16 protein-coding genes are annotated in these 11,931 nt (G+C 74.6%); 10 read left to right on the top strand and 6 right to left on the bottom strand.

The window, feature by feature from the left end; translation table 11 throughout:
• The first annotated feature begins 229 nt into the window (after positions 1 to 229).
• The 5 genes from BUB17_RS11490 (at position 230) to BUB17_RS11470 (ending at position 3,622) form a co-directional block, all read left to right on the top strand.
• On the top strand, positions 230 to 643 hold the full coding sequence (locus BUB17_RS11490) for a VOC family protein (RefSeq protein ID WP_072918062.1): 414 nt from the start codon (positions 230 to 232) through the stop codon (positions 641 to 643).
• A gap of 81 nt (positions 644 to 724) precedes the next feature.
• The gene (locus BUB17_RS11485) at positions 725 to 1,414 is read left to right on the top strand and encodes a phosphatidylserine decarboxylase (protein ID WP_072918061.1); all 690 of its coding nucleotides are present in this window, start codon (positions 725 to 727) and stop codon (positions 1,412 to 1,414) included.
• Positions 1,415 to 1,425: 11 nt separating this feature from the next.
• The gene (pssA, locus tag BUB17_RS11480; protein WP_072918059.1) at positions 1,426 to 2,253 is read left to right on the top strand and encodes a CDP-diacylglycerol--serine O-phosphatidyltransferase; all 828 of its coding nucleotides are present in this window, start codon (positions 1,426 to 1,428) and stop codon (positions 2,251 to 2,253) included.
• 70 nt (positions 2,254 to 2,323) lie between these two features.
• On the top strand, positions 2,324 to 2,809 hold the full coding sequence (locus tag BUB17_RS11475; protein ID WP_072918058.1) for a GNAT family N-acetyltransferase: 486 nt from the start codon (positions 2,324 to 2,326) through the stop codon (positions 2,807 to 2,809).
• Between the two features lie 30 nt (positions 2,810 to 2,839).
• Entirely contained in the window at positions 2,840 to 3,622 is a 783-nt protein-coding gene (locus BUB17_RS11470) for an HAD-IIA family hydrolase (RefSeq protein WP_072918056.1), read from the top strand.
• Between the two features lie 131 nt (positions 3,623 to 3,753).
• On the opposite strand, the gene BUB17_RS11465 is transcribed toward BUB17_RS11470, so the two are convergent.
• Positions 3,754 to 4,233, bottom strand: a complete 480-nt coding sequence (locus BUB17_RS11465; protein ID WP_072918054.1) for a hypothetical protein — start codon at positions 4,231 to 4,233, stop codon at positions 3,754 to 3,756.
• A 119-nt stretch (positions 4,234 to 4,352) separates the two neighbouring features.
• Here BUB17_RS11465 and BUB17_RS11460 point away from each other — a divergent pair, with 119 nt between their 5' ends.
• Complete coding sequence (locus BUB17_RS11460) at positions 4,353 to 5,375, top strand: diacylglycerol/lipid kinase family protein (RefSeq protein WP_072918052.1); 1,023 nt, start codon at positions 4,353 to 4,355, stop codon at positions 5,373 to 5,375.
• Between the two features lie 339 nt (positions 5,376 to 5,714).
• The gene (locus tag BUB17_RS11455) at positions 5,715 to 5,966 is read left to right on the top strand and encodes a WhiB family transcriptional regulator (RefSeq protein WP_072918112.1); all 252 of its coding nucleotides are present in this window, start codon (positions 5,715 to 5,717) and stop codon (positions 5,964 to 5,966) included.
• A 108-nt stretch (positions 5,967 to 6,074) separates the two neighbouring features.
• On the opposite strand, the gene BUB17_RS11450 is transcribed toward BUB17_RS11455, so the two are convergent.
• A complete protein-coding gene (locus tag BUB17_RS11450; protein WP_072918051.1) occupies positions 6,075 to 7,571 on the bottom strand; it encodes a sensor histidine kinase in 1,497 nt (498 codons plus the stop codon).
• A gap of 124 nt (positions 7,572 to 7,695) precedes the next feature.
• Between BUB17_RS11450 and BUB17_RS11445 the strand changes: the two genes are divergently transcribed.
• The gene (locus BUB17_RS11445) at positions 7,696 to 8,202 is read left to right on the top strand and encodes a GNAT family N-acetyltransferase (RefSeq protein WP_083606268.1); all 507 of its coding nucleotides are present in this window, start codon (positions 7,696 to 7,698) and stop codon (positions 8,200 to 8,202) included.
• Positions 8,203 to 8,322: 120 nt separating this feature from the next.
• Here the strand turns inward: BUB17_RS11445 and BUB17_RS11440 are convergent, their stop codons facing one another.
• A complete protein-coding gene (locus tag BUB17_RS11440; RefSeq protein WP_244277162.1) occupies positions 8,323 to 8,571 on the bottom strand; it encodes a biotin/lipoyl-binding carrier protein in 249 nt (82 codons plus the stop codon).
• A 31-nt stretch (positions 8,572 to 8,602) separates the two neighbouring features.
• On the bottom strand, positions 8,603 to 9,643 hold the full coding sequence (locus BUB17_RS11435) for a biotin carboxylase N-terminal domain-containing protein (protein ID WP_072918049.1): 1,041 nt from the start codon (positions 9,641 to 9,643) through the stop codon (positions 8,603 to 8,605).
• A gap of 228 nt (positions 9,644 to 9,871) precedes the next feature.
• Between BUB17_RS11435 and BUB17_RS28555 the strand changes: the two genes are divergently transcribed.
• Complete coding sequence (locus tag BUB17_RS28555; RefSeq protein ID WP_014377707.1) at positions 9,872 to 9,946, top strand: 50S ribosomal protein bL37; 75 nt, start codon at positions 9,872 to 9,874, stop codon at positions 9,944 to 9,946.
• Positions 9,947 to 10,164: 218 nt separating this feature from the next.
• Here BUB17_RS28555 and rsrA read toward each other — a convergent pair whose 3' ends face one another.
• Together rsrA and BUB17_RS11425 are read right to left on the bottom strand one after the other, a co-directional pair.
• Positions 10,165 to 10,509 carry a mycothiol system anti-sigma-R factor gene (rsrA, locus tag BUB17_RS11430; RefSeq protein ID WP_072918048.1) on the bottom strand — a complete coding sequence of 115 codons (345 nt, stop codon included), beginning with the start codon at positions 10,507 to 10,509 and terminating at the stop codon, positions 10,165 to 10,167.
• A complete protein-coding gene (locus tag BUB17_RS11425; protein ID WP_072918046.1) occupies positions 10,506 to 11,216 on the bottom strand; it encodes a sigma-70 family RNA polymerase sigma factor in 711 nt (236 codons plus the stop codon). The genes rsrA and BUB17_RS11425 overlap by 4 nt, the downstream gene beginning before the upstream one ends.
• A gap of 210 nt (positions 11,217 to 11,426) precedes the next feature.
• Between BUB17_RS11425 and ybaK the strand changes: the two genes are divergently transcribed.
• Positions 11,427 to 11,900: a Cys-tRNA(Pro) deacylase gene (ybaK, locus tag BUB17_RS11420; protein ID WP_208983374.1), complete on the top strand. Its 474-nt coding sequence runs from the start codon at positions 11,427 to 11,429 to the stop codon at positions 11,898 to 11,900.
• Positions 11,901 to 11,931: the final 31 nt, after the last annotated feature.

Raw genomic sequence — 11,931 nt, 5'->3', positions numbered from 1 at the left:
AAAGGGCGCCGGAAAGAGCATCCGCGCAGGTCACCGGCGCGCCAAAGGCCGCTCCCGGAATGCGCTCCTATCGTCAGCGGTGGATCCAGGCTGAGGCCTCTCGCACAGCACGGCGAACGGCCGGTGAGCGCTCCGCTCGCCGGCCGTTCGTCGTCCCCGGGCGATGAGTTCGGTGGGGCCGGGCGGTCTGCCGTGCTGACACCGAACGTCCGCACACCCAGGAGACCTGATGGCCGCTCGCCTCAACCCCTATCTGCACTTCTCCGGCAACGCCCGTGAGGCGATGGAGTTCTACCGCTCCGTCCTCGGCGGGCAGCTCGACGTGATGACCTTCGGCGATGCCGGCGGGGGCGGCGGCGAGTACCCCGACGACGGCGTCATGCACGCGTTCCTGCGCACCGGCGACGGCCTCGAGCTGATGGCCTCCGACGGCCACGACCCCGACGCCGCCGGCCCCGACCGCGTCTCGCTGTCGCTGTCCGGGGACGACGAGCCCACGCTGACCCGCTGGTTCGAGGCGCTGGCCGAGGGCGGCGAGGTCGACGTCCCGCTGGAGAAGCAGGTGTGGGGCGACACCTTCGGCCAGGTGACCGACCGCTACGGCCTGCGCTGGCTGGTGAACATCGGCTCGGTCCCGGCCTGACCTGGGCCGTCCGGTCGCCGTCCTCGCGAGGGCGGCGACCGGTCGTAGGGGGTGACTGCTCCCCGGTACCGTCTGACCTCGATGCGTATCGATCCGGCCGGGTGGCCCTTCATCACCGGGCCCCTGGCACCCGCCGCCGTCCTGGCTGCGGCCGGGCGGGCCGGCAGCCGGCGCGGCCTGCGGCTCGCCGCCTGGCCCTTCGCCCTCCTGGCGGCCTACATGGCGCTGTTCTTCCGCGACCCGGACCGGCGTTGCGACGTCGAGCCGCCGGCCGCCGACGACGTCCTCTCCCCCGCCGACGGCGTGGTGATGGTGGCGGGCGAGCCGCAGGATGGCGTCGCCCCGGAACCCGCCCCCGAGGGTGGCTGGCAGCAGGTCAGCGTGTTCCTGTCCGTCGTCGACGTGCACGTCAACCGCTCGCCGTACCACGGTGAGGTCGTGGAGAGCTCCCACCGCAGAGGCAGCTTCCTGGCCGCCTACCGCAAGGAGTCGGCGCACCGGAACGAGCGCAGCGAGCTGTGGCTGCGCGACACCGACGGCCCCGCCCCCCGCACCGTGGTGTTCCGGCAGATCGTCGGCGTGCTCGCCCGCCGCATCGTCACCCGCACCGGCGTGGGCCAGGAGCTGGCGACCGGCGAGCGGATGGGGCTGATGAAGTTCGGCTCCCGGATGGACGTCTTCGTCCCCCGGGACTGCGCGGTGCTCGTCCGGGTGGGCCAGCGGGTGCGTGGCGGCGAGACCGTCATCGCCCGCTGGTCCGCCGCCGGCTGAGGAGGCTCCCGGTGCCCAGCTCCCCCTCCGGCGCCCGCCTCCCGCCGACCCGGCGGACAGCGACCGTCGAGTTCGTCCGCGGGTCGGTGCGCGGCACCCGCCGGCGGGCGCTGGCGACCCTGCCCAGCCTGTTCACGCTGGCCAACATGATGTGCGGCTTCGTCGCGATCCTGGTCTCCATCCGCGGTCAGTACACGCTCGCCGCCGTCCTGGTCGGGCTCTCGGTGGTCTTCGACATCGCCGACGGCGCCGTCGCCCGGCTGGTCGGCGCGGTGACCCCCTTCGGCCTGCAGTTCGACTCGCTGGCCGACCTGGTCTCCTTCGGGCTGGCCCCGGCGCTGGTCGCCTTCACGCTGTTCTCCGAGGGCCGCGACGCCTGGGACCCGCTGGGCTGGGTGGCCTGCGGCCTGTGGGTGGCCTGCGCGGCGATCCGGCTGGCGCGGTTCAACACCACCATCGACCCGACCGCGGACAAGCGGTACTTCACCGGCATGCCGAGCCCGGGTGCCGCCGGCGTCGTGCTCGCCTCGGTCTTCGCGTTCGGCGACCAGATGCAGGGCCGGGAGCGGCTGTGGGTGCTGCTCATCCTCGCCGTCCCGGCGCTGCTGATGGTCAGCACGGTCCGCTTCCGCTCGTTCCGCTCGCTGGTCAGCCCCAAGAGCGGGCGGCCGTACGGGCTGATCGCCGCGGCGCTGGCCGTCGTCGTCGGCTTCGCCCTCGTGCCGGTCGTGACCGGCTGCGTGCTGGCCTACGGCTACCTGCTGGCGCCGGTCCTCGTGCCGGTGTTCTCGCCCCTGGGCCGGCTGGTGCCGGCCCGTGTCAAGGAGTTGCTCACGTGAGCCTGCGGGCTCACGCGGAGGGCAGAGCACCGTCGGGCACGGGTCCGGCGAGCGTCGGCGAGGAGGATCCGTGACCGTGCGGCCCATCCGGCCCGACGACGTCCCCGCCGTGGTGGGCCTGGTCCGTGAGCTGGCCGAGTACGAGAAGGCCGCACACGAGGTGCAGCTCACCGAGGAGCAGCTGACCGCGGCGCTCTTCGGCGACGACCCGAAGGTCTTCGGCCACGTCGCGGTGGCCGGCGACGCGGCGGTCGTCGGGACGGCGCTGTGGTTCCTCACCTTCTCCACCTGGCGCGGCACCCACGGCATCCACCTCGAGGACCTCTACGTCCAGCCCGCACACCGCGGCCGCGGGCTGGGCCGGGAGCTGCTGCGCACGCTGGCCGGCCTGTGCGTGCAGCGCGGGTACGGCCGGCTGGAGTGGTCGGTGCTGGACTGGAACACCCCCTCGATCGAGTTCTACGAGGCCGCGGGTGCCGTGCCGATGGACGAGTGGACGGTCTACCGGCTCACCGACGACGCTCTGACCGACTTCGCGGCCGACCGCCGCGGCTGAGCCGACCCGCCCCGGACCGGAGGACGACGGATGACGACCGACCGCAAGCCGGCGGAGTGCTGGCTGACCGACATGGACGGCGTCCTGGTGCACGAGGGGCTGGCGCTGCCCGGCGCCGCCGACTTCCTCGACCGCCTGGTCGCTGCGGGCCGGCGGTTCCTGGTCCTCACCAACAACTCGATCTTCACGCCGCGGGACCTCTCCGCGCGGCTGGCGCGGTCGGGCCTGCAGGTGCCCGAGGCGTCGATCTGGACCTCGGCGCTGGCGACCGCGGACTTCCTCGCCACCCAGCTGCCGAACGGCTCGGCCTACGTCATCGGCGAGGCCGGCCTCACCACCGCGCTGTACGAGGCCGGCTACACGCTCACCGACACCGAGCCGGACTACGTCGTCCTCGGTGAGACCCGCACGTACTCGTTCGAGGCCATCACGCGGGCCATCCGGCTGATCGGCGCCGGGGCGCGCTTCATCGCGACCAACCCCGACGTCACCGGTCCCTCCCCCGAAGGCCCGCTGCCGGCGACCGGGTCGGTCGCGGCGATGATCACCCGCGCCACCGGCTCCGAGCCCTACTTCGTGGGCAAGCCCAACCCGATGATGTTCCGCAGCGCCATGAACCGGATCGAGGCGCACTCGGAGTCGACGGTGATGATCGGCGACCGGATGGACACCGACGTCGTCGCCGGCATCGAGGCCGGCCTGGACACCATCCTGGTGCTCACCGGCTCGACCCGGGCCTCGGACGTGGCGCGCTTCCCGTTCCGGCCGGGCCGGGTGCTCGACTCGATCGCCGACGTCGTCGACCTCGTCTGAACGAGGACCCCGTCCTCCTCACCGTGGCAGGACCCCGTCCTCCCCACCCCTCGCGGGCTCGGGGCGGGACCCGGGACGGGGCCGCGCGGTGAGCCTCTGGACGGGGCCGACGGGCTCCTGCCGGTCCTTCTTCAGTGCTCGAGGAACGCCAGCCGGGCCTCGGGGGTGGCGAGCAGGTAGAGCTCGGTGACCGCCAGCGCCAGGACCGGGACGCCGATCAGCGGCGCCCCGGCGGACGCCGAGTAGAAGCCGAAGAGCCCCAGGAACAACTGCATCGTGACGACCGGGGCACGCGTCCACTGCGCGACCCGCGCCAGCCCGGCAGCGGCAGCGCCCAGCAGGGCGGCCCCGAGACCGACCAGCACGACCTCGGCCACGGCGCGGGAGAGGCTGTCGGGGGTGGAGGTGATCGTCAGCACGAGCAGCCAGAGGGAGACCGCGGCCAGCGCCGCGGCCTCCAGGCCGGCGACCAGGGCAGCACGGCGCACCGCCGGCGGGGCGGCCGGGTGCTGCCGCCCCGGGCGCGGGGCCGCCGGCTCGGCGGCCCCGCCGAGCAGCCGCTCCGCCCGCCGTCGGTCCCGCGGCGGCCTGGCTCCGGACTGCTCGGTCACGACCGGGAGGGTACGCGCCGGTGCACCGGCGGGACGGCGTCCCGGAGGCCCGGCCCCGACCGCGCAGCCGCGGCACGCCAGCGCCGGGAGGAGTCACGTCGCTGACTAGCCTGGCTGTCATGCGCGCGCTCGTGGTGGCCAACCCCGCGGCGACGACGACCAACCGCGGCGTCCGCGACCGCGTGCTCACCACCCTCGCCGGCGAGCTGCAGGTCGAGGTCGCCGAGACCACGCACCGGGGGCACGGCAGCGAACTGGCCCGCAAGGCGTGCGTCGAGGGGGCCGACGTCGTCCTCGCGCTCGGCGGCGACGGCACGGTCAACGAGGTGGTGAACGGCCTGCTGCACGACGGGCCCGGCGAGCACGTCCCGCCGCTGGCCGTGGTGCCCGGTGGCTCGACGAACGTCTTCTCCCGCGCGCTCGGTCGCGCCCGGGAGCCGCTGGCCGCCACCCGCGAGGTCCTCGACTCGCTGCGCGCCGGGCGCACCCGGCGGATCTCGCTGGGCACGGCCAGCGCCCGCGGCGCCACCACGGCGCCGGCCCGGCTGCCCGACCCGAAGCTGGCGCAGTCCGCGGCCGATGCGGGGGCCGCGGCGCACCCCGAGTGGGGCGAACCGCGCTGGTTCGCCTTCTCCGCCGGCCTGGGCTTCGACGCCGACGTCATCGGCCGGGTGGAGGCCCACCGCGCCCGCGGCGTCCGCTCCACCGGCCTGCTCTACGTGCTGGAGGCCACGGGCACCTTCGTGTTCGGGCGCGAACGCCGGGACCCGCCGATGTCGATCGAGCTGGCCGGCGAGCCCGCCATCGACGGGTTGTTCCTGTGCCTGGTCTCCAACGTCTCGCCGTGGACCTACCTGGGCGCCCGGGCGGTCAACCCGACCCCGGACGCCTCCTTCGACACCGGCCTGGACGTGTTCGCGCTGGGCCGGACCGGCATCGCCCGGATGCTCCAGCACGTGCGCGAGGTGTTCGCCGCGCGGCCCGACGTCCGCGGCGAGGGGGTGCACCGCTGGCACGACCAGGCCGAGCTGACCCTCACCGCGCGCCGTCCGCAGGGGTGGCAGCTCGACGGCGACCACCTCGGGACGGCGACCGGACTGCGGGTGCGCAGCGTGCCGTCCGCGCTGACCGTCGTCGCGTGACGCCCGGGAACCACACGGTTCCGGTACCTCGCGCGTGACCTGCGGCTTCGCGCACGGGGCGAGGCGGTCGTCAACGCAGCACGCGGGGCGACCGTCTGGTCGAGTGGCGGCTCTACCATGCCCATGGTGAGCTTGCTCACGAGGGCTCGACCGATGCCCTCGTTCTGCTTGACAGGTGCCCTCGCCGTGAAAACATCGCGGGAGGAAAGCAACCTATCGGTAACAAATGCACGAAGTCGCTGTGCCATGGCGCTGGCCACCCCGGTGCCGGCCTGCGGATCGGTCCGAGGCCGGCGACGACTGCACCACACCGTAGACGACATCGAGGAGAACACGGCCATGGACTGGCGCCACCGCGCGCTCTGCCGCGACGAGGACCCGGAGCTGTTCTTCCCCATCGGGACGACCGGCCCCGCCCTCGTGCAGATCGAGCAGGCCAAGGGTGTGTGCCGCCGCTGCCCCGTCACCGAGTCGTGCCTGGACTGGGCACTGCGCTCGGGGCAGGACTCCGGCGTCTGGGGTGGGCTGTCGGAGGACGAGCGGCGCGCTCTCAAGCGGCGTCAGGCCCGCACTCGCGTTCGCACCGCCTGAGCACACCGCACCACTGCACCGCCACGAGGCCGGTCCGGAGTTCTCCGGACCGGCCTCGTTGCGTCGGTGGGGTCGGCGGGGTCGCACCGCAACGCGACGGCCGGCGGCCTACCTGCGGAGCCTCCCCGCGCCAGGCAGGGTGATGGCCACCTCGGTGCCGGTGCCGGTGTCGCCGGAGTGGGACGGCGGGCTGGTCATGGTGAGGCTGCCGCCCAGCTCGCTGGTGACCAGCGTGCGCACGATCTGCAGCCCCAGGCCGGCGCTGGTCGAGAGGTCGAAGTCCTCGGGCACTCCGCGCCCGTCGTCCCGCACCCGGACCACCAGGTCGTCCCCGTCCCGATCGGCCACCAGCTCGATGCTGCCCGGGCTGCCGTCGGGGAAGGCGTGCTCGGCGGCGTTGTGCAGCAGCTCGGTGACCACCAGCACCAGCGGAGTGGCGGCCACCGCCGGCAGCTCGCCGAACTGCCCGACCCGCCGGGTCCGCGCCGCCGGACCCACCGAGGTCAGGTCGCCGAGCATCGGCAGCACCCGATCGAGGACGTCGTCGACGTCCACCACGTCCTCGCGGCTGCCGGCCAGCGTCTCGTGCACCACCGCGATCGACGACACCCGCCGCACCGACTCCTCCAGCGCCTCGCGGGCCGCGGGCTCGGTCATCCGGCGGGCCTGCAGCCGCAGCAGCGCGGCCACCGTCTGCAGGTTGTTCTTCACCCGGTGGTGGATCTCCCGGATGGTGGCGTCCTTGGTCAGCAGCGCGCGGTCCCGCCGGCGCAGGTCGGTGACGTCCCGCACCAGCACCAGCGCGCCCTCCTCGGCGCCGGGTGCCTGCAGCGGCAGCGCCCGCACGAGCAGGGTCGCCGCCACGCTCTCGACGTCCATCGGATCGGGGAACCGCCCCGCCACCGCGGCCCGGATGCCGGCCGCGACCGTCTCGCCGGCCACCCGGTCGGCCGCGGCGTCCCGGGTCATGCGGGCCAGGTCGGCGCCGACGACGTCCCCGGTGACCCCCAGACGGCGGTAGGCCGACAGCGCGTTGGGGCTGGCGTAGACCGCGCGCCCGTCGGCGTCCAGCCGCACCAGCCCGTCCCCCACCCGAGGGCTCAGCTCGCCGTCGAGCGGCTTCTGCGGTGGGAAGGTGCCGGCCGAGACCATGAGGCACAGGTCGGCGGCGATGTCGAGGTAGGTCAGTTCCAGGGTGGACGGCGACCGGGTCACCGCCAGGTTGGTGTCCCGCGCCAGGACGGCGACGACGACGCCGTCGTGGCGCACCGGGACGACCTCCCGGCGCCGCGGGGTGCTGCCCGACCAGTCCGGCTCCCCCTCGGTCACCGGGCGACCCTCCCGGTGCGCGACCAGGAACGGCCCGGCAGCCGGCCCCTCCACCTCCGAGCCCACGAGGTCCTCGGGCTGGCTGGTGGGTGCGGTGAGCGGACGCACCTGCGCGACGCACCACCACGTGCCGGTGCGCAGCGGGACCCACAGCGTCAGGTCGGCGAACGACAGGTCGGCGAGCAGTTGCCAGTCGGCGACCAGCCGGCGGGCGTGGTCGACCTGGGCCGGCGCCGAGGCCGCGCCGCGGGTGAGGCGTTCGGAGAGGCTGTTCATGGTGGCTCCGAGGGTATGAGAGGCGGCCCTCCTGCCCCCCACCACTCGCGAGCTCGCGGCGGGCCCCTGCCGGAGGGCCGCCTGGACGAGGGGTGGGAGGAGGGGTCCTCCTAGGCTCGTCGCCGTGCCCTCGTCCCCCGACGCACCGGCCCTGACCGTCGACGGCGCCCGTCCCGACGACTTCCCGCGGATCGGGCAGCTGACCTCCGACGTCTACGTGGGCGGCGGGCTGGCCTCCGCCGCTTACGGCGAGCAGCTGCGCGACGTCGCCGGGCGGGCCGACCGGGCCGAGCTGCTCGTCGTGCGGGACGACGGGGGTCGCGTGGTCGGCAGCGTGGCGCTGGTGCTCGAGGGCGACTTCGGCGAGGTCACCGAGTCCGACGACGAGGCGGCGTTCCGGATGCTCGTCGTCGACCCGGCCGTGCAGGGCCGCGGCATCGGCGAGCTGCTGGTGACCGCCTGCCTGGAGCGGGCGCGTGCGGCCGGGAAGCGGCGCATGGTCCTGTCCACCGACCGGCGGATGACGACGGCGCAGCGCCTCTACGAGCGGCTGGGGTTCACCCGGCTGCCGGAGCGCGACTGGCAGCCTGTGCCCGGCATCGACCTGCTGGTGTACGCCCTCGACCTCTGAGACGGCCCCGTCCCGCCCCGTCCGGCCCCCTGCAGGGTCTCGCCGGCTCCGTCCGGAGGCTCGGTCCGAGTGTGCGAGAGGTGGGCGGGACGGGGTCCTCCTCCGCGTGGCGGGGGTCCGTCAACCGTCGACGGTGGCGATGAGGTCGCCCTCCTGGAGCACCTCGCCCTCGACGACGTGCAGCTCGCGGACGGTGCCCGCCTGCTCGGTGAGGACGGGGATCTCCATCTTCATCGACTCGAGGATCACCAGGGTGTCGCCGGCCGCCACCTCGCTGCCCGGTTGCACGAGGACCTTCCACACGCTCGACACCATCTCGGCGTGGATCTCCTCGACCACCAGCACCTCCTCGACCGACCTGCCGCCCATCCTGGCACGCTTCTCGTCCCGGGCACGCGCGTCAGGCCTCGGCGGGGCTGCCGGACGCCAGCCGCTCGAGCACCGCGCACACCTGGGGGCCGTCGTGCGGCACGCCGACCTCCGGCACGGCGTTGAGCACGTCCCTGACGGCGCGGGCCGCCGTGACGGTGTCCCGGGCCCCGGCGCTGATGGTCGCCAGCAGCGCGTCGTACCAGCGGTCCAGCCGGTCCCCGGGCTCGTAGCCGCTCACCGCCACCACGTCGACGCCGCGCGCGCCGCCGGCGGGCCGGCCGGACCGCGGCAGCCGGCCGGTGACCCGGCCGCCCTGCCCCGGCGGCAGGGTGGACCGCAGCTGGACGGTCACCGCCCGCCGCGGCGGAGCGCCCGTCCCGGCATCGGCAGTCGAGGTGCCCGCGGCGCTGCGCAGCGCGAGCTCGACGGCGTCCACGCCGTACGCCCGCTCCAGCACCGTCGTGTCGAGGGAGAAGCCGGCCGCCACCTCGGCGAGCTCGCCGTCGGGGGCGATGCCGACGGTGACCAGACCGCGCCAGCCGATCTCCGGCAGCCGCTTGGCCGCCGGAGGCAGCTCGAACGGCTCGTCCGGGGTCCAGGAGACCCGGGCGATGCCGGCCGCGCGGTCGCGGGACACCGGCGTCGTGCAGCGCAGCTCGCCGTCCGTGACCAGGGCCAGGAACCCGCGCTCGCTGGCCGGCTCGACGCCGTCCCCACCGAGCCGCTCGAGCACCGCGGCAGCGGGACCCACCCAGGTGAGGTCGGCGGCCACCACCGCGCCGGCCAGCCGGGCGTTGCCGGCCAGTGCCGGGGGCACCGGGAGGACGGCCTGCACACCGCTGCGGCGAGCGGCCTCGACGATGCGGTCCACGGCCAGGTAGGACTCCGCGGCCGGTGCCGGACCGAGCAGGATCGCGTCGTCGGCCAGCCGCACGTGACGGGCGGAGCGGTCGGCCTCGGAGTGGACGGCGACCGTCTTCACCTCCAGGCGGGAGCAGGCCGCCACCACCGCGCAGGCAGCCGGCCCTCGGCCCGCCACCAGCACGCTCTCGATCCCGACGTGTGCCACGTCCTGAACCGCCTTCCACCGACTTCAGTGTCGTGCCGCTCCCAGCCTGACCCGTCGCCCCGCCGGACCGCCACAGGGGGGCGGTACCGCACGGGCCCGTGAGAAGCTGGGGGTCCAGCCTGACGGGTCTCCGCGGGGTCGCAGCACCACACGCGCTCCGGGTCACCCGGAGGTGTCCAGGGGCCTGCACAGCGGGCCCGGATCAGCGACGAGGGAAGGAGGGCAGCGATGTCCAAGCGTGGACGCAAGCGGCGCTCCCGCAAGGGGAACAAGGCCAACCACGGCAAGCGCCCCAACGCCTGAGCACGCACCCCTCTGCCCCCGCCACTCGCAGGCTCGCGGCGGGACCCTGCAGCGGGGCCGGACGCGAGAGGCCCAGAACCCGGCGGCGGGTTCTGGGCCTCTGGCGTCCAGGTCACCCCTCGAGGAGGCCACTGACCCCGTCGCAGTCCCCACCCTGAGCGTGGGGAGGGTGCGGAGGACGGGGTCCTGCCACGAGGCGTGGGGGGAAGGGTGATGCTTCAGGCGGTGGCGGGGCGGTCCTCGGTGCGCTCCACGCTGATCCGCTCGACGCTGACCTGGGTGCCGTCCTCCTCGAAGGCGACGCTGGTCAGCTGCAGCTTGATCCGGTCCCGCAGCCCCGGCGGCGGGGTGTCGCCCCCGCAGCGGCGGCGGACCAGGGCCTTGAACTCCTGCTCGATGCCGAACTCGCGCAGGCACGAGGAGCAGTCCTCGAGGTGCTCGGCGATGAGGGCGCGCCGCTCGTCGCCGGTCTCGTGGTCGAGGAACTCGAAGACGTGGGAGAGGACGTCGTCGCAGGAGTGGATCTCGATCGGCTCGCCTGCGCCACGGTCGTCGTCGGTCATGACCGGCTCGCCTCCTCCCCGGCACCGGCCCGGACGAAGCCGCGCTCCCGGGCGTAGTCGGCCAGCAGCTTCTGCAGCCCGCGGCGGCCGCGGTGCAGGCGGGACATCACCGTGCCGATGGGCGTGCCCATGATCTCGGCGATCTCCTTGTAGGCGAACCCCTCGACGTCGGCGAGGTAGACCGCCAGGCGGAAGTCCTCCGGCAGCTGCTGGAGGGCCTCCTTGATGTCGGAGTCCGGCAGGTGGTCCAGCGCCTCGATCTCGGCCGAGCGCAGGCCGCTGGAGCTGTGCTCCTCGGCGGCGTACAGCTGCCAGTCCTGCACCTGGTCGGTCGGGTACTGCTGCGGCTGTCGCTGCTTCTTGCGGTAGCTGTTGATGTAGGTGTTGGTCAGGATCCGGTACAGCCAGGCCTTGAGGTTGGTGCCCTCGGCGAACTGGTGGAAGGCCGAGTAGGCCTTCACGAACGTCTCCTGGACCAGGTCCTCGGCGTCGGCCGGGTTGCGGGTCATCCGCAGGGCCGCCGGGTAGAGCTGGTCGAGGTAGGGCAGCGCGTCGCGCTCGAAGCGGGCGTCGCGCTCGGCACGGGTCTCGTCGACCTCCGTGCGGCTGCCGCCCTCGCGCGCCTCGGGCACCTCGACCGGCGAGGTCCCCTCGACGGCATCGGTGGTCGTGGTCTCGGGCGTGCGGTCCGCGGACTGCTCAGGCACCGACCGTCCTCTCTGCGGCGCCCGGACGCGAGCCACCGCCTCCGACGATCCTAGCCGCGCGGCCCCGGGCCGGCCCGGGGGCCGCCGGAGCGCGGGGCGCTGGCGGGCGCTGGTGGAGAGGGTGCTGCTCACGCCGGGTCCAACCGTGCGGGCTGCGGTCCCCATTCCCCGTGGCCGGGGATGCGGCCGTCACAACTAGGCTGCGGCGCCGTGGCGGCGACCCCGGCGGTGCGGGCTCTCGAACGGGCCCGGGTGGCCCACAGCCTGCACCCGTACGACCCCGAGCACCCTGCCGACCAGGGGCACGGTGAGGCGGCGGTGGCCGCGCTCGGCGCCGACCCGCGGCAGGTGTTCAAGACGCTGGTCGCCCGGGTCGACGGCGCGCTCACCGTCGCGGTCGTCCCGGTGGCCGGCAGCCTGGACCTCAAGGCGCTCGCCGCGGCCGCCGGCGGGCGGAAGGCCGCGATGGCCGACCCGGCCGACGCCGAGCGCACCACCGGCTACGTGCTCGGCGGCATCAGCCCGCTCGGCCAGCGCAAGGCGCTGCCGACGGTCGTCGACGAGTCGGCGCTGGACTTCGCCACCGTGCTGGTCAGCGCCGGACGGCGCGGCCTGCAGGTGGAGCTGGCGCCGGCGGACCTGGTGCGGCTGACCCGGGCACGCACCGCCGCGATCAGCCGCTGAGGAAGCCCCGACACCCGCTGCCCCGGACGGT

The sequence above is a fragment of the Geodermatophilus obscurus genome, from assembly GCF_900143215.1.
GTDB lineage: Bacteria > Actinomycetota > Actinomycetes > Mycobacteriales > Geodermatophilaceae > Geodermatophilus > Geodermatophilus obscurus_A.
The sequence above is the reverse complement of the archived record's forward strand: the minus strand, read 5'-3'. Positions and strand labels throughout refer to the sequence as shown.

Bases quoted from the DNA above. Each gene is read 5' to 3' on its own strand.
- BUB17_RS11455 (WP_072918112.1), top strand. From the start codon at position 5,715: ATGGACTGGCGCCACCGCGCGCTCTGCCGCGACGAGGACCCGGAGCTG.
- BUB17_RS11485 (WP_072918061.1), top strand. From the start codon at position 725: ATGCGTATCGATCCGGCCGGGTGGCCCTTCATCACCGGGCCCCTGGCA.
- BUB17_RS11470 (WP_072918056.1), top strand. From the start codon at position 2,840: ATGACGACCGACCGCAAGCCGGCGGAGTGCTGGCTGACCGACATGGAC.
- BUB17_RS11450 (WP_072918051.1), bottom strand. From the start codon at position 7,571: ATGAACAGCCTCTCCGAACGCCTCACCCGCGGCGCGGCCTCGGCGCCG.
- BUB17_RS11440 (WP_244277162.1), bottom strand. From the start codon at position 8,571: ATGGGCGGCAGGTCGGTCGAGGAGGTGCTGGTGGTCGAGGAGATCCAC.
- rsrA (WP_072918048.1), bottom strand. From the start codon at position 10,509: ATGACCGACGACGACCGTGGCGCAGGCGAGCCGATCGAGATCCACTCC.
- BUB17_RS11460 (WP_072918052.1), top strand. From the start codon at position 4,353: ATGCGCGCGCTCGTGGTGGCCAACCCCGCGGCGACGACGACCAACCGC.
- BUB17_RS11490 (WP_072918062.1), top strand. From the start codon at position 230: ATGGCCGCTCGCCTCAACCCCTATCTGCACTTCTCCGGCAACGCCCGT.